This is a genomic window from Pseudomonas aegrilactucae, assembly GCF_019168305.1.
GTDB lineage: Bacteria > Pseudomonadota > Gammaproteobacteria > Pseudomonadales > Pseudomonadaceae > Aquipseudomonas > Aquipseudomonas aegrilactucae.
On the sequence record NZ_JAHTBI010000059.1, the window covers coordinates 1 to 20667 of the forward strand.

The 20667-nt window shown below is 63.6% G+C and carries 22 protein-coding genes; 10 read left to right on the top strand and 12 right to left on the bottom strand.

Annotated elements, in window-relative coordinates; all coding sequences use genetic code 11:
* The first annotated feature begins 236 nt into the window (after nucleotides 1–236).
* Nucleotides 237–527, top strand: coding sequence for a c-type cytochrome (locus KUO17_RS17515; protein ID WP_217976793.1), 291 nt, complete (start codon nucleotides 237–239; stop codon nucleotides 525–527).
* 51 nt (nucleotides 528–578) lie between these two features.
* Here the strand turns inward: KUO17_RS17515 and KUO17_RS17520 are convergent, their stop codons facing one another.
* From KUO17_RS17520 to KUO17_RS17555, 8 genes are all read right to left on the bottom strand, one after another.
* Nucleotides 579–1778 carry an MFS transporter gene (locus KUO17_RS17520; RefSeq protein ID WP_217976794.1) on the bottom strand — a complete coding sequence of 400 codons (1200 nt, stop codon included), beginning with the start codon at nucleotides 1776–1778 and terminating at the stop codon, nucleotides 579–581.
* Nucleotides 1768–2997, bottom strand: coding sequence for an acyl-CoA dehydrogenase family protein (locus tag KUO17_RS17525; protein ID WP_217976795.1), 1230 nt, complete (start codon nucleotides 2995–2997; stop codon nucleotides 1768–1770). Before KUO17_RS17525 ends, KUO17_RS17520 begins: the two co-directional genes overlap by 11 nt.
* Before the next feature lie 9 nt (nucleotides 2998–3006).
* Nucleotides 3007–4656 carry a class I adenylate-forming enzyme family protein gene (locus tag KUO17_RS17530; protein ID WP_217976796.1) on the bottom strand — a complete coding sequence of 550 codons (1650 nt, stop codon included), beginning with the start codon at nucleotides 4654–4656 and terminating at the stop codon, nucleotides 3007–3009.
* Nucleotides 4653–6473 (bottom strand): CoA transferase, encoded by a 1821-nt coding sequence (locus KUO17_RS17535; RefSeq protein ID WP_217976797.1) that lies wholly within the window; start codon nucleotides 6471–6473, stop codon nucleotides 4653–4655. Before KUO17_RS17535 ends, KUO17_RS17530 begins: the two co-directional genes overlap by 4 nt.
* Entirely contained in the window at nucleotides 6470–6748 is a 279-nt protein-coding gene (locus KUO17_RS17540) for a MoaD/ThiS family protein (RefSeq protein WP_217976798.1), read from the bottom strand. The genes KUO17_RS17535 and KUO17_RS17540 overlap by 4 nt, the downstream gene beginning before the upstream one ends.
* 55 nt (nucleotides 6749–6803) lie before the next feature.
* Nucleotides 6804–7229: a M67 family metallopeptidase gene (locus KUO17_RS17545; RefSeq protein WP_217976799.1), complete on the bottom strand. Its 426-nt coding sequence runs from the start codon at nucleotides 7227–7229 to the stop codon at nucleotides 6804–6806.
* Nucleotides 7230–7244: 15 nt separating this feature from the next.
* On the bottom strand, nucleotides 7245–8408 hold the full coding sequence (gene moeB / locus KUO17_RS17550) for a molybdopterin-synthase adenylyltransferase MoeB (protein WP_217976800.1): 1164 nt from the start codon (nucleotides 8406–8408) through the stop codon (nucleotides 7245–7247).
* A gap of 106 nt (nucleotides 8409–8514) precedes the next feature.
* The gene (locus tag KUO17_RS17555) at nucleotides 8515–9405 is read right to left on the bottom strand and encodes a helix-turn-helix transcriptional regulator (RefSeq protein WP_217976801.1); all 891 of its coding nucleotides are present in this window, start codon (nucleotides 9403–9405) and stop codon (nucleotides 8515–8517) included.
* Between the two features lie 334 nt (nucleotides 9406–9739).
* Here KUO17_RS17555 and KUO17_RS26730 point away from each other — a divergent pair, with 334 nt between their 5' ends.
* The 5 genes from KUO17_RS26730 (at nucleotide 9740) to KUO17_RS17575 (ending at nucleotide 14540) form a co-directional block, all read left to right on the top strand.
* Complete coding sequence (locus tag KUO17_RS26730; protein WP_255263647.1) at nucleotides 9740–9862, top strand: hypothetical protein; 123 nt, start codon at nucleotides 9740–9742, stop codon at nucleotides 9860–9862.
* 109 nt (nucleotides 9863–9971) lie between these two features.
* Entirely contained in the window at nucleotides 9972–11888 is a 1917-nt protein-coding gene (locus tag KUO17_RS17560; RefSeq protein WP_217976802.1) for a TonB-dependent receptor, read from the top strand.
* Between the two features lie 57 nt (nucleotides 11889–11945).
* Nucleotides 11946–12377 (top strand): copper uptake system-associated protein, encoded by a 432-nt coding sequence (locus tag KUO17_RS17565; RefSeq protein ID WP_217976803.1) that lies wholly within the window; start codon nucleotides 11946–11948, stop codon nucleotides 12375–12377.
* Between the two features lie 125 nt (nucleotides 12378–12502).
* Nucleotides 12503–13378, top strand: coding sequence for a LysR family transcriptional regulator (locus KUO17_RS17570; RefSeq protein ID WP_217976804.1), 876 nt, complete (start codon nucleotides 12503–12505; stop codon nucleotides 13376–13378).
* 253 nt (nucleotides 13379–13631) lie between these two features.
* Nucleotides 13632–14540, top strand: a complete 909-nt coding sequence (locus KUO17_RS17575; RefSeq protein ID WP_255263650.1) for an AEC family transporter — start codon at nucleotides 13632–13634, stop codon at nucleotides 14538–14540.
* A gap of 22 nt (nucleotides 14541–14562) precedes the next feature.
* Here KUO17_RS17575 and KUO17_RS17580 read toward each other — a convergent pair whose 3' ends face one another.
* From KUO17_RS17580 to KUO17_RS17595, 4 genes are all read right to left on the bottom strand, one after another.
* Nucleotides 14563–15489: a LysR family transcriptional regulator gene (locus tag KUO17_RS17580; protein WP_217976806.1), complete on the bottom strand. Its 927-nt coding sequence runs from the start codon at nucleotides 15487–15489 to the stop codon at nucleotides 14563–14565.
* 77 nt (nucleotides 15490–15566) lie between these two features.
* Nucleotides 15567–16142 (bottom strand): putative natural product biosynthesis protein, encoded by a 576-nt coding sequence (locus KUO17_RS17585; protein WP_217976807.1) that lies wholly within the window; start codon nucleotides 16140–16142, stop codon nucleotides 15567–15569.
* A gap of 83 nt (nucleotides 16143–16225) precedes the next feature.
* Entirely contained in the window at nucleotides 16226–16603 is a 378-nt protein-coding gene (locus KUO17_RS17590; protein WP_255263649.1) for a DUF2946 family protein, read from the bottom strand.
* Nucleotides 16604–16822: 219 nt separating this feature from the next.
* Complete coding sequence (locus tag KUO17_RS17595) at nucleotides 16823–17203, bottom strand: DUF2946 family protein (protein ID WP_217976808.1); 381 nt, start codon at nucleotides 17201–17203, stop codon at nucleotides 16823–16825.
* 295 nt (nucleotides 17204–17498) lie between these two features.
* Here KUO17_RS17595 and KUO17_RS17600 point away from each other — a divergent pair, with 295 nt between their 5' ends.
* The 4 genes from KUO17_RS17600 to KUO17_RS17615 all read left to right on the top strand — a co-directional run bounded on the left by KUO17_RS17600 (nucleotide 17499) and on the right by KUO17_RS17615 (nucleotide 20621).
* Nucleotides 17499–18917 (top strand): cytochrome ubiquinol oxidase subunit I, encoded by a 1419-nt coding sequence (locus KUO17_RS17600; protein ID WP_217976809.1) that lies wholly within the window; start codon nucleotides 17499–17501, stop codon nucleotides 18915–18917.
* A gap of 1 nt (nucleotide 18918) precedes the next feature.
* Entirely contained in the window at nucleotides 18919–19926 is a 1008-nt protein-coding gene (gene cydB / locus KUO17_RS17605; RefSeq protein WP_217976810.1) for a cytochrome d ubiquinol oxidase subunit II, read from the top strand.
* 13 nt (nucleotides 19927–19939) lie between these two features.
* Entirely contained in the window at nucleotides 19940–20095 is a 156-nt protein-coding gene (locus KUO17_RS17610; protein ID WP_217976811.1) for a DUF2474 domain-containing protein, read from the top strand.
* A gap of 121 nt (nucleotides 20096–20216) precedes the next feature.
* The gene (locus tag KUO17_RS17615) at nucleotides 20217–20621 is read left to right on the top strand and encodes a DUF2946 family protein (RefSeq protein WP_217976812.1); all 405 of its coding nucleotides are present in this window, start codon (nucleotides 20217–20219) and stop codon (nucleotides 20619–20621) included.
* The last annotated feature ends 46 nt before the right edge of the window (nucleotides 20622–20667 follow it).

The window sequence follows — 20667 nt, forward strand, 5'->3', positions numbered from 1 at the left end:
GTATACCGCCCCGGCTTTTGTTTGCCCCAATGAAAACCCTGCCAAGAGTAAAACACCGGATTGATTGCAACTTAGCACAGCACTCTGGCAACGCGGCGCTGCGACAGCACGCCACACCCTCGGCGCCCAAGCAGCGTCTGCGGCTACCACGCCCGCCCTGCATCAGAACGTCGCACCTGACAGCTACCGTCGCTTCCATAGACTCAGGCTTCCAATAAAAACCTGAAAGGTGGGTCATGAAAAAAACACTCGCAATGCTCGCCTGTATGGCAACCGCAAGCCTGGCTCACGCGGCCCAGGACCCGGAGGCAGTGTTCAAGCGCGCCTGCCAGATGTGCCACAACGGCCAACTGCCCATGGCGCCGAAGAAAGGTGACCACGAAGCCTGGAAAACGCGCCTCGCCCAAGGCAACGACGTGCTGGTCAAGCACGTCACCGAGGGCTTCAATGCCATGCCGCCTCGGGGCCTGTGCATGGACTGCAGCGCCGATGACTACAAGGCCGTGATCGACTACATGTCCAGGTGATCCAGGCCAAGGGCCGCACGCAGCGTAGCGCGGCTGATAGCGGGTATTGGCTCATGCCCGGCTGGCACGCCGCCGGGCCCCCAGCCACAGGCACAGAAACGCACCAAGCAGCAACACCGCGGTCATCGCCCACCACACCTGGCTGTAACCCTGGCTACGCCCCAGCAGCAAACCGAACAACGGCGGCCCCAGCGCGAAACCACCGAAGAACCCCACCGACAACAGACTCGCAGAGGCAGCCGGCGCACCAAACGAGCGGTCGCGCAGCACCATGCTCATCGCCACCGCATTGGTCGCCACCGCCGTCAGCCCCATGCCGATACTGCCGACCCAGAGCCACGCCCAGGACTGCGGGCCAGCCAGGCTCACACTGCAGACCGCCAGCGCCGCAAGCAGGCAGAGCACGCCCAGCATCAGGCTTTCGTCCTTCATGCGCGCGGCCAGTGGGGTCAGCAGCACACGCGCCAGGATCCCCATCAACCCAAATACCGCTACCAGCGAACCGGCCAGCATCGCTGGCATGTCCTGGGCGCGGGCATAGACCCCAAGATAGGTGACGAACGACGACAGGGCGATGGCCACGCAACACTGCACGGCCATCAACAGGGCCAGGCAGGCCGACGGGCGTTGAAGGGTGATCGGCAGGCCTGCCTTGCCCGCCTGCCGTGCAGGCAGACGGCGCACGCCGATGCACCCCAACAGCAGCGCAATCGGGGCGAACAGTACAAGCGCCGTTCGCCAGCCCAGGCCCTGAGCGATGGCAGGCAACAGTAACCCCGCAAACAGCGCCGACACCTGCACTCCGGCCTGCTTGAAACCGACGGTCGCGGCCCGCTCGGCAACCGGCAGATTTTCGGCGATCAACAGATTGGTCGCAGGATTGGCCAATGCCTGGGCCGCGCCACAGATGGCCAGGGCAATCACCAGCCCGTAGAAGCCTGGCAGAAGGCCGGCCAACGCGTACGCCAGGGCGCAGGTCCCAAACAGCAGCCCCAACGCCCGCCGCCCACCGAGTCGATCGACGATGGCCCCGGCCCACAACGAGAGCAGCGCGGCCAGGGCGAAGGCACTCATGGTCAGGTAACCCAGCCTGTACTCGGGAACATCCAGGTCGGCGACCAGGTACGGGCCCAACGCACCGATGGCGTAGAACACCAGCATGGGCAAGGCCATGCCCGCCGCCAACAGGCTGCGCAACAACAGAGTGGAGGGTTGTCGGACCTGCGTCATCGACACGTCGTCAGCTTGCATGGGGGCCTTCCTTGTCGTCGCCCGTTACAGTTACCCAGTCTAAAGGTAACGAAGATGGCGCGGCGAAATTCAATCCACCCCCAGCCTGGTAGGCACCGATCATCTGTCGTCCCACCGCGCTGACGAGTGCATCGTCGGTGCCATCCATGAAGTGGCTGGCGCGGGCATGTCGGTAGATCCCCGACAGCGGCGTAGCGTCACCCAGCCCCTCGGCGCCGTAGACCTGGATCGCTGAATCCGCATTCAGGCTCAAGGCCCTGGATGCCGCCAGCTTGGCGAGGTTGGCCTCCACGTCGTGGGGCTGCCCCTGATCGAACCGGGTCGCGGCGTCGCGCAGCAGTGATCGGGCGGCATGAATCGCCTGGTACGCCTCGACCATGCGTGAGCGCACCAGTTGCTTGTCCGCCAGGCGTGCCAGGGTGCCGCGTGGCGAGACAATGCGCGCGCCCATCAGGTCAAAGCAGCGCTGCGCCATGCCCAGCCAGTGCGCAGAGCGCAGCAGGCGCCCCAGGCCCAGACGTTCCTGGATCAGCGCAAAGCCCTGACCGACTTCACCCAGGACCTGCTGCGAGTCGGCCCGCACGGCACAAAGGCGTACACCGGATTGCCCCTGATAGCGCCCCAGTACGTTCATTCTCCCGGCGACTTCCAGGCCGGGCGTGCCAGCGGGCACCACGAACAAGGTCAACGCCTGCTCAACCGGCCCGTCACCGGTACGCGCCACCACGGTGATGAATGCCGCCTGCTCGGCACGGCAGATAAACCACTTCTCGCCGTCCAGCCGCCAATGATCGCCGCACCATTGAGCGCGGGTCGTGAGGGTTGCTGGTATCGAACCGATGCTGTTGGGCTCCGACATGCCATAACTGGCCACAACTTCCCCGGCGAGCACTGGCGCGAGTACCTCGGGGCGCAACGCATCATTGCAGTGACGCAGCATGTAACCGTCCAGTGCCGCTTCGGCGCCGAACACGGCGGGGCCATGTTCACTGCGCCCCTCCTGCTCGGCAAGCGGCAGGTAATCGAGGAGCAGGCCGGGCTTCATACCATTGGCAACCCCCCACAGCCCTGCATCGCGGGCGGCCTGCTGCAGTTGCACCAGGCACGCCTGGGCCTGGGCCTCGCCGGCCTCAAGACGCCGTTCTTGGGGGATGAGCCGCTCGTCCATGAAACGACGGACCTGTATCACCCGTCTTTGCAACTGATCGTGGTCATGCATGCGGGCACCTCAGCAGGCGATGTTCATACGGCGTTGCAGGAACGCCAGATCGGCGCCAAGCGCCTTTTTGTCTACCTTGCCGGCGGGGCTCAAGGGCAGTTCACGGTAGAAGCGCAGGTACTCCGGCCATTTGTTTTTCTCCAGCCCCTGATCGCCCAGGTAATCCGTCAGGTGTTTGAGGGCAAACCGTCGCGCGCCCGCTCGCAGGGTGAGGCAGATACACACCCGCTGCCCGAGTTCGGTGTCGGCCACCGGCACGCAGGCAGCACTGACCACATCCGGATGAGCCGTGGCGAGTTGCTCGATCTGCGCTGGGCTGATGTTGGCGCCACCGCGGATGATCACATCCTTCTTGCGCCCGGCCAGCACCAGGTAACCCTTGGCATCGAGCCGCCCCAGGTCGCCGGTGCTGACCCAGCCCTGATCATCGCGGTAACGCTGGTCGAGTTCGGGCGCATTGACGTATTGCATCGGGCTCAAGGGCCCACGAGCCTTGATTTCTCCAACCTCCCCACGGGTTAGTTCGACACCGCCCTCATCAACGATCTTGATCTGGCAGACGCTTGGGTTGGGTTTGCCGACGCTGCTCAAGACCACCTCCAGCGAATCACCCGCCAGGTTGTGGCAGTTGACCCCGTCGGCCGAGCCATACAGGCTGATCAACGCGCAGCCGAACGCTTCGACACAGCGGCGAATGCTCTGACCGTCGATCAACGCCCCCCCACTGACCACGGCCACTAGGCTGCTGCGATCAGCCATGGCCAAGGCAGGGTCGGCAGCGATCCGCTGCAGCATGGTCGGCACCGCGAACACATGGGTTGGGCGCAGTCGCTCGATGGCACGGATGGCATCGGCCGCCTCGAAGTGGTCCAGTACCGCCAGCGAGCCACCGAGCCAGGCCAGGCAACCGGCCGTGGCGGTGGAACCGAACGCCGAACCCAGCGGCACCAGATACAGACCGCGCAGCCCGTGGCTATCGGGCTGCAGACGCTGCAAGAATCGCCCGCGCCCACCGACCAGCGCGTTGTGCGAGTACGCCACCAGCTTGGGTTCGGACTCGGTACCGGAAGACACCAGCAGGCGCGCCGGGCTGTCGGGGCAGACCATCGGGCGCTCGTAGGCAGCCAACGGCGCAGAAGCCAGCAGGCCGCGCAGCGTCGACCAGCCCTGGCGCTCTGCACCATCGACCACCAGCACACGCAGGCACAACAGCGTCGGGCGCAGCGATTCGATGACCTCGCACAGGTCGGTCTCGCCCTGGCATGGCGCGACGATGACCGCCCGCGCGCAGCAACGCTTGAGCAATACCTCGATGTCCAGCCGGCCACGCCCCGGCGGGAACGGTGCAACCACAGCACCCAGCACGGCGGCGGCGAGGTCAATGGCACAGCAATGCCAGCCATTGCCGAGCTGGTAGGCGATCACATCGCCTGCCACCACGCCGCGCTCGCGCAGGCCCTTGGCCAGACGCAGGCTGTGGTCGTGCAACTGACCGTAGCTCACCTGCCCATCAAGGGTCAGCACCGCCGGTTTTTCGGGTGTCGCCTGCGCGTGCCCTTCGAACAGGTCGAACAGCGGCTGGTCGGCGTACCAGCCTGCCTCGCGCCAGGCCTGACGGACAGCGGCGGGCACCAGGTCGATCATGCCGGAATCATTCATGTGAACCTCCATGGGGATAGCACGCGGGTATAGCTGCCCGACGCCAGCCAAGGCGCCAGGCGTGGGTCATGGTGCAATTGGGCAAGGTCCTGCCAGACCACTGCGACAGGTACGTGCGAGGCGAACAGCAGCGACTGCCAGTGCCCGGCCGTTTGCCGTGACAACTGCTCCTGCAGTGGTTCGCGCATGTCCTGCCAGGGGGACTGCGCCGGGAGATCGAACAGGCGCCTGACGGTCTGGAGGTCGTGCGCTGCGGAGCAGTCGATCGCCAGGCTCACATCCTTGCACTGGAACACACCGGTCCTGGCCTCCTGCACTCGCGCGAGGCGCGAGCGGCACAGCACATCAGCGGCGCCGAGCAACGAGCTGTCCATTCGCCCGGCACAGCCACGCAGGTGCCGGGCCAACAGCGCGGCGACGACGCCCTGGGCGGCAATCACCCCGCCGAACACGTCCAGCACGGTGAACAAGGAGCCACCGGGGTTGCCATCGCCCTGGCCGATCAGGTGGGCAACACCCGACCAGGCCTGCACCGTGAAATCCGTACCGGGCAGGCCCGCGGGCACCTCTGCGTCGCCCCAGCCACCGGCGTAGGCATAGATCAACGCGGGGTTGACCGCGGCTAGGTCTGGCTGGTCGAGCGACAACGCCTCGGCTTTGCCGGGGGCCCAGTTATGCAGGAACACGTCGGCATCGCAGACGCTCTGCCGCAACTGCTCCCGCTCGAACGCTGACTTGAGGTCTAGCTCGACCGCCGACTTCAGGCCGTTCAGGGCGTCGAAACGCACCGAACAGCCTTGCGCCAGCGGGGTCATGCCGCGCAGTGGGTCGCCGCCCGGCATTTCCACGCGCGTTACCTGTGCGCCCAGGGTGGCCAGCAGATGCCCCGCCAGGGGCCCCTGGATGCGCCGGCACGACTCTATGACCCGCAGACCGTCCAGGGGCAAGGCCTGTGTGCATGGGCGAGGCGGCGACTTGGCGGGATGCAGATCGAACGACCAGGGGCTGTCGCCTGGCGCGGCCAGGGCACTGCGCTGCGCCAGGTCGTGCACCGCGGTGATGGCCATGCCCGCGGCGGCACAATGCTGAACGATCTGTCCATACGGCAAAGCGGCCAAGGCCTGGCACAGGGCCTCGGGCATCGGCGCGATTGCCCGGGCGTAGCGCAACAGGAACCCCTGCCAGCCGTTGCAACTGTCGGCTCGCGACACGCCCAGGGCCTCCCAGAACGCCAGCCAGGGGCCGGCATCCAACGTCTCCAGTTCGAACGCCACGCCATCGGCACTGATGAAGGGCGGGCGCAACCGGGCAGAAGAACAGCCGGCAGGCAACTGTTCGGCGCCCTCCTCGGCCGTCGCCCCGGCGAGGTACTGGCTGATGCACAGCAGCCCCGCCCCAGGCAGTGACAGGCTGCACTCGACAGCCTTGCTGCCGCGCAGGCGCCCCAACGCCGAGGCCATCAGCCCGGTCAACACCAGGCTGGCTGCCACGTTGGTGAGGTAATCCAGATCGATGGCCTGCGCCTGGCCACTGGCCCGGCCATGCACCGCCATCAGGCCGCAGGCGGCCTGCAGGGTGAATTCGCTGATAGCCCTCGGGGCATCGCTGGCCCAGCCAGTAATGCTGCAGTGGGCCGGTTGCATGCCCTCGCCTTCCAGCCGATAGACCCGCCGCCCCCCTTCACCTGACGCATGGCGAACGTCCAGCCCCAACGCCCGCGCCTGGACGCTCAAGGCGCGCTGCAGCGGATCATGCGGGTCGGCGAAGGGGCCGAGCAGCCGGCAGCCGCCCAGCACCGGCGGCGAAACATCGCTCATCGTGCGCCTCCGGCGACAGCGGGCAGAAGGGTGAGTTCATCGTGGTCGCTCACGGCAGTGTCAAGGTTATCGAGAAAACGGATGTCTTCATCGTTGAGGTACAGGTTGATGAAGCGATGCAGTCGCTGCTCGTCCATCAGCCGCTGGCCAATGCCCGGGTAGCACCGCTCGAGGTCTTCGACGACCTCGCGCACCGTCTGCCCTTGGGCCTGGACACGCTTGCTGCCGTGGGTGTAGCTGCGCAACAGGGTGGGAACGCTGACAAGAACCGGCATGGCGTACTCCTCGGCCACAAGGCCGATAACAGGAAGAATCGGATGGTGGCGCGGCTCAGGCCGCGCGGGTGTCACTGTCGATGATGCGCAGGCTCTCTTCGATCACCTTGCCCTGCGCGATGCGGTAGCAGCGCACAGGGTGCTCGCAGCCCGGGACGGTAGAGAGGATCAGGTAGTGAACCTGTGGCTCGTTGGCGAACTCGATATCGGCTTTGCTTGGATAGGCCTCGCTGGCCGTGTGCGAGTGGTAGATCACCAACGGTTCTTCCTGCTGCGCCTCCATCGCGCGCCATACACGCAGTTGCTCACGTGGCTCGAACTGGAAAAACGCGGTCGACGCAGCGTGGTTGACCATGGGGATCCACCGCGAAGGCCGGTCGCTACCTTGCCTGCCGGCCATCACGCCGCAGGCCTCGAGCGGATGTTGGTGCTGTGCGTGGGCCATGGCGGCGTCGAGCAAGGCCCTGGAAATGATCAGCATGAACGGCTCCTTCCTTCAATAACTCGGCAAGCCCGGCTCGACATCCTTGATCCAGGCCAGTATCCCGCCTTGCAGGTTTTGCGCCCGGGTAAACCCCAGGTGCTGCAATTCGACCAGCACCGCCTGGGAGCGGGCGCCGGATTTGCAGTGCAGCACCAGGGGCGTGTCGCTGGCATAGCGAGCCTGGAGGTGCGCGGCGAGCTGTGCGGTCTTTGGCATCAGCTGCGCGCCCTGAATATGCGCGATGTCCCATTCGGTCTGCTCGCGCACATCGATCAGCACCACGGCCGGGTCTTTCAACAGCAGCGTGTGCAGTTGCGCGGCGCTGATCTGCGGTACGTCCACCGGGGCTTGCGCCACGCCGGCGCAGAAGGCGTGATAGTCCGCCAACCGGGTGATCGGCAGGCGGTCCGGGGCGCGGCGCAGGCGGATCTGTCGATAGTTCATTTCAAGGGCGTCGTAGACCATCAGCCTGCCCAGCAGGGTCTGGCCGATACCGGTGATGAGTTTGATCGCCTCGGTGGCCATGATCGAACCGATCGAGGCGCAGAGAATGCCGAGCACACCGCCCTCGGCGCACGACGGTGCCAGCTCCGGTGGCGGCGGCTCGGGGTAGAGGTCGCGGTAATTCAGGCCGACACCGCCTGGCGCCTGCTCCCAGAACACCGAGACCTGACCTTCGAAACGGAAGATCGAGCCCCACACATAGGGTTTTGCGGCCAGCACACAGGCGTCGTTGACCAGGTAACGGGTGGCGAAATTGTCGGTGCCGTCGAGGATCAGGTCGTACTCGGCGAACAGCGCCAGTGCGTTCTCCGGCTCCAGGCGCAGCGTATGTTGACGTACCGTGACAAAGGGGTTGAGGTCGGCGATAGCCCGCGCGGCGCTTTCGCTCTTGGCCTGGCCCAGGGTCGACTGGCGATGGATCACCTGGCGCTGCAGGTTGGACGCCTCGACCACGTCGAAATCGACGATACCGAGGGTGCCGACCCCCGCGGCCGCCAGGTACAGCAGCGTCGGCGAGCCGAGCCCGCCGGCACCGATGACCAGTACCCTGCTGCCCTTCAATCGACGCTGACCTTCGAGCCCGACGTCGGGAATCAACAGGTGGCGGCTATAGCGGGAAATTTCTTCGCTGCTCAGTCGTGCGCAGGCATCAACCAGTGCGGGAAGTCTCATAGTGAAGATCCTTGGCTTAGGGCCAGGCCATTCTTCACCCCCCCCGCAGGGGCGCCAATCCGCAGACAGCAACCATTCTTATGGATTGCGAACGGATACCTATGCATTACGTCGGCCCTGCCCGGCCTCTGCCAACCCGTTTGGGCACAATGCCGAAATAGTCGCTGAACGCCGCGCTGAAATTGCTCGGGTGGCGGTAACCCACCTTGTAGCCCACCTGAGCGACCTGGCAGCCGTCCTGGAGCAAGGCGTAGGCACGCTGCATGCGCAGTTCCAGCAACATGCGATAGGGCGTGGTACTGAACAACTGGTGAAAGCCCTGCTTGAGCGTCGCCACGCTGAGGCCGACGCGGTTGCTCAATCCCTGGACGGTCAAGGGCTGGTCAAGTTCATCGAGCATCACTTGCCGCGCCTGTTGCAGGCGCTTCACCTGCCCCTCGGGCAACAGCGGCCTGGTGCCTGCCGGGTGCACGGTCAACTGTTGCAATGGCATGTTCAGCAGGTTGAGGACATGCAGGTGAACGTCCAGCGGCGAACGCTGAGCGTGTGCCAGCGGCGCAATCAGCGCCTGGACATGACGGCACGCCTCACGGCTGGTGTTCCGCTGCAAGAGTGGCGCCTCGCCCAGGCAGCCCAGCAATCGTTGCGCCTGCTGTTCGCCCATATAGCGGCGCAAGGTCCGCTCGCCAAGCAACAGATGCAAGCCACTGGCCTCCTGGCAGGGTTGATACAACATGGCGTGGCGAGGATGGCGCAGCAGCAGGGCGACCGTCTGGCCGGCCTGGAATGTCCAGAGCCGGCCCTTGCTGGCGCAATGCTGCAGTTGCCCCTGCTGAACGAAAGTCAGGCACAGCAGCGTACCGGTGACGCTCTCGCACACAGGCTGCACGCACGTGCACAGGCTGCGCCGATCGAAAGGCAGCAACAGCAAGTCGCTCTCGATGGCCAGGTGGCACGGTGCGCCTGCGGGCTCGGCCACGCAGTCGAAACGGCACATTCGGGTCAGGCGAGAATCAGCAGCACACCGACATACGATGCCCAGGCCGTCAAGGCGCGTCGTCTCGGGTGCAGACTCATGGGGAGGCGATTCTCACAGCAGATCCGTGGCTGTAGTGGTTGGGAGGTGCGAGTGACAATTCTCACCTGACAATCCGCACAAGGCGCTGCAGGCCGCTCTGCGACAATCCGCCACACCCTCTTGCGCAATCTCGTGCGGATGCAGCAGGGAGGCTTTTCAGTGCGGCAGGCTGTCGCACCCGGCATCGAAAAAAAACCACTGTTAGACTCGCGCATCGCCCCTCTTCAACCGCAGCGGTCACCGAGCAAAGGATATGCACCGACCCGCAGGACGCCGCCAGGCATTGGCCTGGCCCCTATACGCCAGTCTGCTGCTCGCCTTGCTGCACGGCGGCCGGGGCACGGCCAACCCGCGTGCCTCGCCTGCACTGATCTGAATCAGCCCGTTCCCCCCCCGGCGCCCATGGCTCAACGCACATGGGAATGTCGCGCTGCGCGCTGGGGCCTGGCCCGCTTCGACTTTTCACATCAGGAATACTTCAGAGCATGAACAACAAGACTCTCTGCTGCGCTGCCGGACTCGCCCTGTCCAGCGCCGCCACACTGGCCCAGGCCCACACCGTGGAACTGGCCGAGACCCCCGTGGTGGGCGCCTCGGTCATCGATCAGAACAACGTCGACAGCTTCGCCAGCCTGACCACGGTGGTCGGCCAGGCACAGATCCGCGACCTCAATGCCCTGGACCTCTCCTCGGCACTGCGCCGCACGCCAGGGGTGGTGGTGTCACGCTTCAACCCGGTCGGTTCGTTCGGCGGCGCCGAGGGCGGCGCTGTGTACATCCGCGGCATGGGCGCCAGCCGCCCCGGCAGCGAGATCAAGACCTATATCGATGGCGTGCCTTTCTACATGGGCGTCTGGGGCCACCCACTGCTGGACCTGCTGCCGATCAATGCCATGCAGAGCATCAACGTCTACAAAGGCCCGCAGCCGCAGAAGTTCGGCAACACCTTCGCCGCCATCGACCTGACGCCCAAGGTCGCCGAACAGGGCGACAATCATCACGGCGAACTGCAACTGACCGGCGGCAGCTTTCGCACTGCGACCGAGCAAGCCAGCCTGGTCGGTCGCGAGGGCAACTTCGACTACCTGCTGGCCCAGGGCGCGGCCCGTTCCGATGGCGACCGCAGCGATGGCGACGGCCGCCTGAACAATGGCATGGCACGCCTGGGCTACCAACTGAACGACAACTGGAGCACGGGGCTATTGCTGCTGCACGCCAACAACCAGGTGTCCGACCCCGGCCAGAAAGGCCTGCCGCAGACGAAGAACGGCGAGTTCAATACGCGCGGCACCCTGGCCTCGCTGTCTCTGGCCCACGAGCACGACTGGGGCAAAGGCAGCGTCAAGGTCTACCACAACGAAGGACGAGGCGCCGCTCTGGACCAGACCGGACTGGATGGTGACACCATCAGCGACTTCACCCTGCAAGGCATCCGCTGGGAAGAGCAGTTGCGCCCGTGGCAAGGTGGCGAAGTGGCCCTGGGCCTGGACCTGGACGAGAGCAAGGGCGAAGTGCACTTCAAGCGCATCGCACCGGCGCCGCAGGCGAAATTCGACGCGCCGACCCTGCGCGTGACCTCCCCGCACATCGCGGTCAGTCATGCCTTCGCCCTCAACGACCGCTGGACCCTGACACCGTCGGCCGGTGTACGCACGTACGATCACAACGTCTTCGATAGCGCCACCGCGCCCCATGCCGGGCTGCTGCTATCGTCAGACAAGGTCGAGTTCCGTGCCAACGCCTCGCGCGGTATCAACTACCCAGGCCTGGAAGCCTCGGTCATGTCCAGCCTGATCCCGGCACTGGGTGAAACCTGGAGGGACCTCAAGCCCGAAAAGGTCGACCATCAGGAGTTGGGGGCACGCTTCAACCCGATCGACAGCGCCACCCTGGACCTTGCCGTGTTCAAGGACAAGCTGCAGGACCGCTACCTGTTCGCCTTCCCGCCGTCGGTGTCGCGCCCCTCGTACATCAACCTGGGCGACTACAGCATCAAGGGGGCCGAAGCCACCTGGCAGCAGCGCTGGACCAGCAACTGGAGCAGTTTCGTCGGTTTCACCTGGCTCGACCCGTCCCTCAAGACCCTGCCCTACGCCCCACAGAATTCGCTCTCGCTGGGTACCACCTACGAGATCGAGCGCTGGCGGCTGTCGGCCGACGCACAGTACCAAAAGGACATGTTTGTCCTGGCCGAAGAGCGCAGCGCCGGTGCAAGCAACTTCTCCAAGGTCGACAGTTTCACCGTGGTCAACCTGCGCGTGGGTTACGCCATGCCGGCGCTGGGCAAGGTCGGTGAAGTGTTCGTCGCCGTGGAGAACCTGTTCGACCGCGACTACGCCTACCGCACCCACTACCCGATGCCCGGCACCTCGGCGCAACTGGGTGTGAAGATGGGCTTCTGAGCCTGCAACCAGACGCTGCCGGTAGATTGCCGGCAGCCTTGAAAAGGAGAACGTCAGATGAAAGCACCGATACTCGCCCTGCTGCTGGCCTGCAGCCCACTGCTGGCGATGGCCGATAGCCCGAGCGCACAGCAGAGCATCGAACACCTGATGCGACACGCCTTCGAACGCCCCGACGCCCCGCTGGACGTAGGCCCGGTGACCCTCGAGGGCGACCATGCCGTGGCCGGCTGGCTGCAGGACCAGCGCGGCGGCCGCGCCCTGCTGCGCAAGGGGCCCCACGGCTGGCACGTGGTGGTGTGCGCGGGGGATTCGCTACTGGACCCGGCCACCCTGCGCAGCGCCGGGCTGCCTGAACAGGACGCCGAACGACTGAGCCAGGCGGTGCGCGAGGCCGAGCGCAGCCAACCGGCCGAACGGGTCCGGCAGTTCGCACTGTTTCACGGCGTGGTCAAGGTCGACAAGGACGCCGCTCACGGCAACCACTGAAATCCTGCTACTCAAGGGTCGGCATGTCCCAAGCACGGGCAAGCGGCCCTTGCAGTTTCGTCAAGACAGCACGTATAAAACCAACCCCGTACCTGCTTGCCGGCTGCAAAGCATGAGAAATCACTATGTCATTGCGTGCACTTCGTACCTTGATCGCTATCGCTCAGCACGGCTCGTTTGCGCGAGCGGCAGACACCGTCCATCTCACCCAATCGGCAGTGAGCCTGCACGTAAAGTCGCTTGAAGAAGAGTTCAATGCCGCTTTGTTCGACCGTTCACGGCGCTTGCCCGTGCTAACCGACGCCGGCCATCTGGCCGTGGAGCGCGCGCACGAGATCATTGCACTTTACGACAGCATCGCTTCAGACATCGGTGGTGATAACGAACTGCGCGGCCGACTGAAAATCGGCGCCATCCAGACGGCGCTGGCCGGTGCCTTGCCGCTTGCCCTCGCCGCACTGGCTGCCGAACATCCACACCTGCGCATAAATGTCGCCTCGGGCATGTCTGCCGAATTGGCCACGCGCGTAGAGGCGGGCGAGTTGGATGTCGCGATCACTACAGAGCCGGTGAAACCGTACCCCTATGGCCTGGTGAGCACGACACTCTATGAAGAAGGCTTTTGGATCATTGCGCCGAGCTCATGCGCAGGTCTGGATTTTCGACAGCTACTTCAACAACTCCCCTTCATCCGCTTTGACCGCAGGGCCTGGGCCGGGCGCACCATTGATCGAGCGCTTCGACGGATGCGCCTGCGGGTGAAAACCAGCATGGAGCTGGACAGTCAGGATGCAATCATCCAGATGGTTGCCAGCGGTTTGGGGGTGTCAGTGGTGCCGCTATCGAGCCAACATCTCGAACACCTCAAGCACCTGGACGTACAGCCCTTCGGATCACCGCAAAGCACGCGTCGCGTTGTGCTTCTGGAGCAAGAGGAAAGACCGCTCGCACGGCTGGCGGCAGCGCTGGCGCAGGCGGTCAAAAAGCACGCGCCTACGTGAGACCTATGATTAAAAGTTGTTGAATCGTGAATTTTAAATCGTTTTTACTTTAGGTCTGGAGTTCTTATTGTAGTGCCCACTCAACTGCAATTGTGAAGGGCACCTTGTACAGCACCTCAACGCCAAACCGCGCTTTCCCGTCACCTATTCTGCTCATGGCCAAACGTGCCGCGGCAGACCAAGCCACCTTGGTTGAAAGGTGCGAGCGTTTGGTGCGTGCACTGGAGGCGCACACGTGACGGCCGAGCTTTTAATGGCACTTGCGCCTATCGCAGTGCTGATTGTCATGGGTGGCTGGCTCAAGCGCAGTCGATTTCTGCAAGACAGCTTCTGGGCACAGGCCGAGCGCCTGGGTTACTACGTTCTGCTGCCGGCGCTTTTTCTGCACGGCCTGGCGACCGCCAAACTGGACAACGTACCCGTCCAAGGGATGATCATGGCGCTTGTTCTTTCGACGGTCATGGTCGCGGTGCTGATGGTCGGCGCCCGTCCGTTGATCAAAGACAACGACGCGGCGTTCACGTCCATTTTCCAGGGCGCGGTGCGATTCAACAATTATGTAGGCGTCTCAGTGGTGGCCGGCGTGTTCGGCGCCCAGGGCATCGCGCTGGCTGCCGTAGCCAATGCGGCCATAGTGCCGACAGTGAACATTCTGTGCGTACTGGTGTTCGCCCGCTACGGCACAGGGGGCAGAATGTCTGTGGGCAAGGTTGCCAGGCAGGTGGCACTTAACCCACTTGTTCTGGCCTGCTTCGCAGGTATAGCGCTTCAGGCGCTGGGGTTGGGCCTGCCGGTTGGCATCGAGCCGGTGATCAAGGCTTTAGGGCAAGCGTCGTTGCCGCTAGGCTTGCTTTGTGTGGGGGCTGCGCTTGAGCTGGGTTCTGTACGCAGTTGGTTTCGACCCGTCGCGTATTCATCGGTGGTCAAGTTTCTGATCATGCCGCTGATGACGCTGTGCGCTTGTCATGTGGTGGGGTTGGACGGCAAGGCCGCCATCGCGGCATTGCTTTTCCAGGCACTGCCAACCGCCTCATCGTCCTATATCATGGCGCGGCAGCTAGGCGGCGATGCGCCGCTCATGGCGGGAATCATTGCCAGTCAAACGTTGCTTGCAGCAGTGGCACTGCCCATTGCAGTGATCGTCCTGGTTCCCTGGATCTGATAACAGGGCTGGCACGGGCCGCTCAAGCACAGAGGGTCTGCACATCGCCGGCCACCATGGGCGGCATGTGATCGATCAGATGCTGGATCCAGGTGCTGGTGCGTACATCCGACGGTTGCCTGCTCGGATAGATCGCGTAGATACCGCCAGGTCGGGAACGGTAGGCGGGCAACACCTGCAGCAAGCTCCCCTCGCGCAAGCCTTCAGCGGCGGCGTATGCCGGTAGCAGGCCGATCCCCAACCCTGCCTCTATTGCAGAGCGCATTGCATCTTCCGAATCGACCTGCAGGGGCGTCTGTACCAACGGCACCCTGACCGGCCCTGAAGGCCCGTAAAGCTGCCAATCATCAGGCGGTCGCCCTCCATCGCAAAAGCCAAGGCAGGCATGAACACGTAAATCCTGCGCACATTTCAATGGCCCGTTGCTCGCCAGGTAGCCTGGCGAAGCGCAGAGGACCGAGTCTACGCTGCCCAGTGCCTGCACGCCGTAGGACACCTGCGGTGGTGAGTCCTGCAGCAGGATCGACATGTCATAGCCTTCCTTGTGCAAGTCCGGCAACCGGTTGGACAAGGTCAGCTTGAACGTCACCTCAGGGTAGCGTTTACGGTATCGGGTGATCAGGTCCACCACATAGTGCTGCCCCAGCCCGTGCATCGCATGGATATGCAACTCACCCATCGGCCGGTTGCGCTGTTGCTGCACCTCGCTCTCGGCGGTGTCTACCAGCGTGAGAATCTGCTCGCAGCGTGCCAGATAGCGTTTGCCTGCTGCTGTCAGGGCGATACGGCGGGTGGTGCGATTGAGCAGACGAATATGCAGGTGTGCTTCCAGTTGCGTGAGCATACGGGAGATATTCGCGGTACTTGTCTGCAGTCGTTCGGCAGCACCTGTAAGGCTGCCAGCCTGGACCACGGAACGGAACGCGCGCATGAATTGCAGTACATCCATCGTCAGAGCCTCGAAGTGTGTTGAATATCAGGTGGATGCCGGGCGAACCCTCGGCCCGCCCGTTCAGACACACGGCCCTAGCCGGGCACTGGCAACCAGCGCCGAAAGCTCACCGCCCCTTTGCCGCTGAGCGGACTCCATGAAAAGTCCCACTGCGGTGAGGGCAGTTGCTTGCTGTCTTCAAGCGTGAATGCTCCAGCGCGCGCGCCATGCTTCCACTCCACCACCACCTCGGCCATCGGTTGCCAGGCCAGTACCAGGCCGCGGGCCTGGGATACATCACTGGAAACCCACAGCGCCGCCGCCGCGACCAGAAAAGCTTCGATGTGCTCATCGGTCACCTGGGCCTTGTAAGGCGAGCTAAGTAACCAGCGGCACACGCTGACGTAATAGGTCCAGTCCAGTGAGGGATGGTGCCGATAGGCCCAGGTCATGAAACGACGGAACAGCTCCAGACCTTCTGGAGGGTCCAGCTTGAGCAAGCTGGGGCATACATCGAACAACGTATGCCAGTACGGCAGCAGGCGCGCGTCCAGATGCACAAAACTGCGCGCATTGCAGGGGTAATCGGGAAACGGCAACAGAAAATCACCGTTGCGAGGCGCACGGTTGCTGGGCTCCGGCACCGCCGGAGAGGTCAAGGCGCGAGACATCGCGTGCTCCTGAAATCATTAGCCATCGGCAGGTACGCACGTCAGCACAATGCTGAGGGACGACAACCTGTATTCACGTCGAATCAGCGGCTTGATGCGGGCGAGGCGCGAGGGTTGATCGATGGCCAGTCATGACGGGGCGAGCGGTGCCCAGCGCTCGTCTGGGATGATTCGGGAGAGGCATGTGGCAGCCAGCGCGGGAGCAGCAGGCTGGCCGCAATCGGCACCGGACCGTTTGCCTGGGAACAGCAGCAATGCCCGGAGTCCGACACCGGCTGGGAGCTGACCGGGTCCTTGTCCACCGCCAGATACTGCGCGCCACCAGACGAGCAGTAGCTGCCCGAAAGCAGTTGCGCCAGGCTGAGTTCGCCCGCAGCGCTGGCCATGGGCAAGGCGAACACCTTGAACAGCATCGCGATCAGCGCGGCTATCCAGACATTGTCCCAGGTGGTTTTACCCATACCGCAGCGCTGCACCGTCAGCCCCCGCTCAAGCGTGAGGCTTCGCACAGCGGTAGGCCCGCCGCAACTGGCGAGCCGATCAGATAGTTCATGGCACATGTCCTTGACAGCTGACGATCACCCGGGCACGCCCTTTACGTCCTGGCAGACGTAAAAAGGGCGATCAGGTGCCTTGGAGCATGAGCAAACGCTCACTCCAGCATTTACGTACAGACAGTGTCAGAGAGGGGAAGCGCGTGGATTGGCCGAGGGCCAGCAATAGCGTGGTGGCGCCTGGGCGCATACCTCACGGTGGATCAGGCGTCGATTGGCGCGTGCCAATAACCAGGCAACACCCACCAGGAACAGCAGGCAGAGAAAGGATGCCGAGCACAGTGGGCAGCCGAATGGGCTGTTCAAGTCGACCGTTGCCAGCGCACTGCCCTGCTTGGCCTGGATGGCCGAGGTGTCACCACCAAGGCTGCAGAACACACCACCGATGCCATTCAAGGCAAAGCCCAGCGTCTGCCCGTGGCCAAGGCCACAGGAAAACACATTGAACAGGACACAGAAATACAGTGCCCAGGCAATGAGAGGACGGTTGGAGGGGGTGCGGTTCATGGCAGCGACTCTAGCACCGAACACGCTCAGATTGAAGTACACGGCTCAGGCTGCAGCGGGTGCGACATCCCGCCACAGCCGGCGCCCCTCCCCACGGCCTGATGCCGAATCGAGTCAGGGGAGACGGATTGTCGCAGTTGGTGATATTGCACACGGTTCATAAAGTAGCGCCGCTGTCGCCACTGACTACTTTGCGACATTCGATCATCCACCGCCAACAGGCTCGCCCAGGACCTGAGCGCTGTTTCCTGCAACCGGCGCCGAAGAACGCGCCGTCCCGTGAGGCCTTACCTTTATGAGCATGTTCGAGGCGTTGGACCTGGCCCGAATCCAGTTCGCATTCACCATTTCCTTCCACATCCTGTTCCCGGCCATCACCATTGGCCTGGCAAGTTACCTGGCGGTGCTTGAGGGCCTGTGGCTCAAGACGCACCAAAGCGTCTACCGCGACCTCTACCACTTCTGGTCGAAAATCTTTGCCGTGAACTTCGGCATGGGCGTTGTCTCGGGCCTGGTCATGGCCTACCAGTTCGGCACCAACTGGAGCCGCTTCAGCGACTTCGCCGGTGCTGTAACCGGGCCGCTGCTGACGTATGAAGTACTGACCGCGTTCTTCCTTGAGGCGGGCTTCCTCGGTGTGATGCTGTTCGGCTGGAACCGCGTGGGCCGTGGCCTGCACTTCTTTTCCACGGTAATGGTGGCGCTTGGCACACTGGTTTCGACCTTCTGGATTCTCGCTTCCAACAGCTGGATGCAGACGCCTCAGGGCCACGAGATCATCGATGGGCGAGTGGTGCCGGTGGACTGGCTGGCAATCATCTTCAACCCCTCCTTCCCCTACCGCCTGCTGCACATGACTACCGCCGCCTTTGTCGCCACGGCGTTCTTCGTCGGGGCCTCGGCAGCCTGGCACCTGCTGCGCGGGCGCGACAATCCGGCGGTACGCAAGATGATGTCGATGGCGATGTGGATGGCGTTGATCGTGGCGCCCGTGCAGGCAGTGATCGGCGATTTCCATGGGCTCAATACCCTCGAGCATCAACCGGCGAAAATAGCCGCGATCGAAGGGCACTGGGAAAACATCGGCGGCGAGCCGACCCCGCTGATCCTGTTCGGCATACCGGACATGAAGAACGAGACCACTCATTTCAAGCTGGAGATTCCGGCACTGGGCAGCCTGATCCTCACCCACAGCCTGGATAAACAGGTACCGGCACTCAAAGACTTCCCACCTGAGGACCGGCCCAACTCCGCGGTGGTGTTCTGGTCGTTTCGAATCATGGTCGGCCTGGGCATGCTGATGATTGCCGTGGGGCTGTGGAGCCTGTGGCTACGCAGAAGCGGCAGGCTGTACAGCTCGCGCCCCTTCCTTTACCTGACCCTGTGGATGGGCCCGTCTGGCCTGATCGCTATCCTGGCAGGCTGGTTCACCACCGAGGTAGGCCGCCAGCCCTGGATCGTCTACGGCCTGATGCGCACCGCCGATGGCGTGTCCAACCATAGCTACGCGCACCTGGGCATCACGCTGGTGATGTTCGTGGTGGTCTATTTCGCGCTGTTCGGCGCGGGCCTGGGCTACATGATGCGCCTGGTCCGCAGCGGGCCGAGAATCGGCGAAGGCGAGGAGCATATCCAGGGCGGCCCAGGCCAGCAGCACACACCCGCACGGCCGCTGTCAGCTGCCGACGACGATTACCAGAGCGAGAAAAACTGAGATGGGTATCGACCTTCCGCTGATCTGGGCTGTGATCATCATTTTCGGCGTCATGATGTACGTAGTGATGGACGGCTTTGACCTGGGCATCGGCATGCTCTTCCCTTTCGTCAAAAACGAGCGCGACCGCGATGTGATGATAAATACCGTCGCGCCGGTATGGGACGGCAACGAAACGTGGCTGATACTGGGCGGGGCCGCGTTGTTCGGTGCCTTCCCGCTGGCTTACGCGGTGGTGCTCGAAGCGCTCTACCTGCCGCTGATGCTGATGTTGATGGGGTTGATCTTTCGCGGTGTGGCCTTTGAGTTCCGCTTCAAGGCCAAGCCTGCCAAACGCCACCTCTGGGACAAGGCCTTCATCTGGGGCTCGCTCACCGCTACGTTCTGCCAAGGGGTCGCGCTGGGTGCGTTCATTGAAGGTATCAAGGTGGTGGACCGACGTTACGCCGGCGGCGCGCTGGACTGGTTGACACCGTTCAGCCTGTTCTGTGGCGTGGCACTGGTGGTTGCCTACACCCTGCTCGGCTGCACCTGGCTGATCATGAAAACCGAGGGCATGCTGCAACAACAGATGCATGGTCTGGCCCGCCCTCTGGCCCTGATGCTGCTGGTGATGATGGGGGTCGTCAGCCTGTGGACACCGCTGGCCTACCCGCAGATCGCAGATCGCTGGTTCAGCATGCCCAACTTCATCTGGTTCGTGCCCGTGCCCATTCTGGTAGTGGTGTGCTTCTATGGCCTGCTGCGCGCGGTCGCGCGCAATGCACACTACACACCGTTCCTGCTGACGCTGGCACTCATCTTTCTCGGCTACAGCGGCCTGGGGATCAGCCTGTGGCCAAACATCATCCCACCGTCGATCTCAATCTGGGAGGCAGCAGCACCGCCGCAAAGCCTGGGCTTCATGCTGGTGGGTACGCTATTCATCATTCCGATCATTCTGGTGTACACCTTCTGGAGCTACTACGTGTTCCGCGGCAAGGTGACCCACGAGGATGGTTATCACTGAGGAGTCACACCCGATGACCGATAAAAGCATTGTTGTGGAACGGCACAGCCCACTTTGGCAGCGGCTCGGCTGGCTTGCCCTGATCTGGACAGCCAGTGTGGCTGTGCTCGGGGTCGCGGCCTGGGTGATGCGTCTTTTCATGAGCGCAGCCGGCCTGACCAGCCACTGACCACACCCCACTCCCCTCACCTTTGAGCGGGGGGAACGGGCGCCCAACATTTCAACGACAACCATTTTACAGACCGCTTTGGATAAGGCTTAATGCCCACCTCGTTCGCTGGGCCCCGGCCATGATTTCATCTCTGCGCACACAGCTCTGGTGGCTGGCATGCTTTGCAGTGTTGTTCAACCTGCTGGCCATGCCGCTTGACCGTGCCTTGCGTGTACCCAGCTTCGATAGCCAGTCATTGCTGCTGGGCAGTTTCTGCAGCCTGCACACTGTCCCCGCGGCCGTGGTGAAGCAACTGTACGCCGACCTCGACCTGCCGGACGACAGCGCACCGCAGCACAGCAAACAGCCTTCCGGCGATTGCTGCTGCGGACATGCCGGCCAGGCCTTCGTGCCCGGCCACTACGCCAAGCAACTGTTCCCCCGCTATTGGTCCGAGGCACTGCTGCTCGGCCATGCCCATGTGCTGCCCCTACCCCGCCAGCAATGGCCTGACCTGAGCCCGCGCGCACCGCCCCTGAGCTGAAGCTGTCGTTGACACCTTTGTGGGCCCTGTGCGGCCCGAGCCTATT

Excerpts from the sequence above, each read along its gene's own strand:
- KUO17_RS17515 (WP_217976793.1), top strand. The coding sequence starts at position 237 with ATGAAAAAAACACTCGCAATGCTCGCCTGTATGGCAACCGCAAGCCTG.
- KUO17_RS17520 (WP_217976794.1), bottom strand. The coding sequence starts at position 1,778 with ATGCAAGCTGACGACGTGTCGATGACGCAGGTCCGACAACCCTCCACT.
- KUO17_RS17525 (WP_217976795.1), bottom strand. The coding sequence starts at position 2,997 with ATGCATGACCACGATCAGTTGCAAAGACGGGTGATACAGGTCCGTCGT.
- KUO17_RS17530 (WP_217976796.1), bottom strand. The coding sequence starts at position 4,656 with ATGAATGATTCCGGCATGATCGACCTGGTGCCCGCCGCTGTCCGTCAG.
- KUO17_RS17535 (WP_217976797.1), bottom strand. The coding sequence starts at position 6,473 with ATGAGCGATGTTTCGCCGCCGGTGCTGGGCGGCTGCCGGCTGCTCGGC.
- KUO17_RS17540 (WP_217976798.1), bottom strand. The coding sequence starts at position 6,748 with ATGCCGGTTCTTGTCAGCGTTCCCACCCTGTTGCGCAGCTACACCCAC.
- KUO17_RS17545 (WP_217976799.1), bottom strand. The coding sequence starts at position 7,229 with ATGCTGATCATTTCCAGGGCCTTGCTCGACGCCGCCATGGCCCACGCA.
- moeB (WP_217976800.1), bottom strand. The coding sequence starts at position 8,408 with ATGAGACTTCCCGCACTGGTTGATGCCTGCGCACGACTGAGCAGCGAA.
- KUO17_RS17555 (WP_217976801.1), bottom strand. The coding sequence starts at position 9,405 with ATGTGCCGTTTCGACTGCGTGGCCGAGCCCGCAGGCGCACCGTGCCAC.
- KUO17_RS26730 (WP_255263647.1), top strand. The coding sequence starts at position 9,740 with ATGCACCGACCCGCAGGACGCCGCCAGGCATTGGCCTGGCCCCTATAC.
- KUO17_RS17560 (WP_217976802.1), top strand. The coding sequence starts at position 9,972 with ATGAACAACAAGACTCTCTGCTGCGCTGCCGGACTCGCCCTGTCCAGC.
- KUO17_RS17565 (WP_217976803.1), top strand. The coding sequence starts at position 11,946 with ATGAAAGCACCGATACTCGCCCTGCTGCTGGCCTGCAGCCCACTGCTG.
- KUO17_RS17570 (WP_217976804.1), top strand. The coding sequence starts at position 12,503 with ATGTCATTGCGTGCACTTCGTACCTTGATCGCTATCGCTCAGCACGGC.
- KUO17_RS17575 (WP_255263650.1), top strand. The coding sequence starts at position 13,632 with ATGGCACTTGCGCCTATCGCAGTGCTGATTGTCATGGGTGGCTGGCTC.
- KUO17_RS17580 (WP_217976806.1), bottom strand. The coding sequence starts at position 15,489 with ATGGATGTACTGCAATTCATGCGCGCGTTCCGTTCCGTGGTCCAGGCT.
- KUO17_RS17585 (WP_217976807.1), bottom strand. The coding sequence starts at position 16,142 with ATGTCTCGCGCCTTGACCTCTCCGGCGGTGCCGGAGCCCAGCAACCGT.
- KUO17_RS17590 (WP_255263649.1), bottom strand. The coding sequence starts at position 16,603 with ATGGGTAAAACCACCTGGGACAATGTCTGGATAGCCGCGCTGATCGCG.
- KUO17_RS17595 (WP_217976808.1), bottom strand. The coding sequence starts at position 17,203 with ATGAACCGCACCCCCTCCAACCGTCCTCTCATTGCCTGGGCACTGTAT.
- KUO17_RS17600 (WP_217976809.1), top strand. The coding sequence starts at position 17,499 with ATGAGCATGTTCGAGGCGTTGGACCTGGCCCGAATCCAGTTCGCATTC.
- cydB (WP_217976810.1), top strand. The coding sequence starts at position 18,919 with ATGGGTATCGACCTTCCGCTGATCTGGGCTGTGATCATCATTTTCGGC.
- KUO17_RS17610 (WP_217976811.1), top strand. The coding sequence starts at position 19,940 with ATGACCGATAAAAGCATTGTTGTGGAACGGCACAGCCCACTTTGGCAG.
- KUO17_RS17615 (WP_217976812.1), top strand. The coding sequence starts at position 20,217 with ATGATTTCATCTCTGCGCACACAGCTCTGGTGGCTGGCATGCTTTGCA.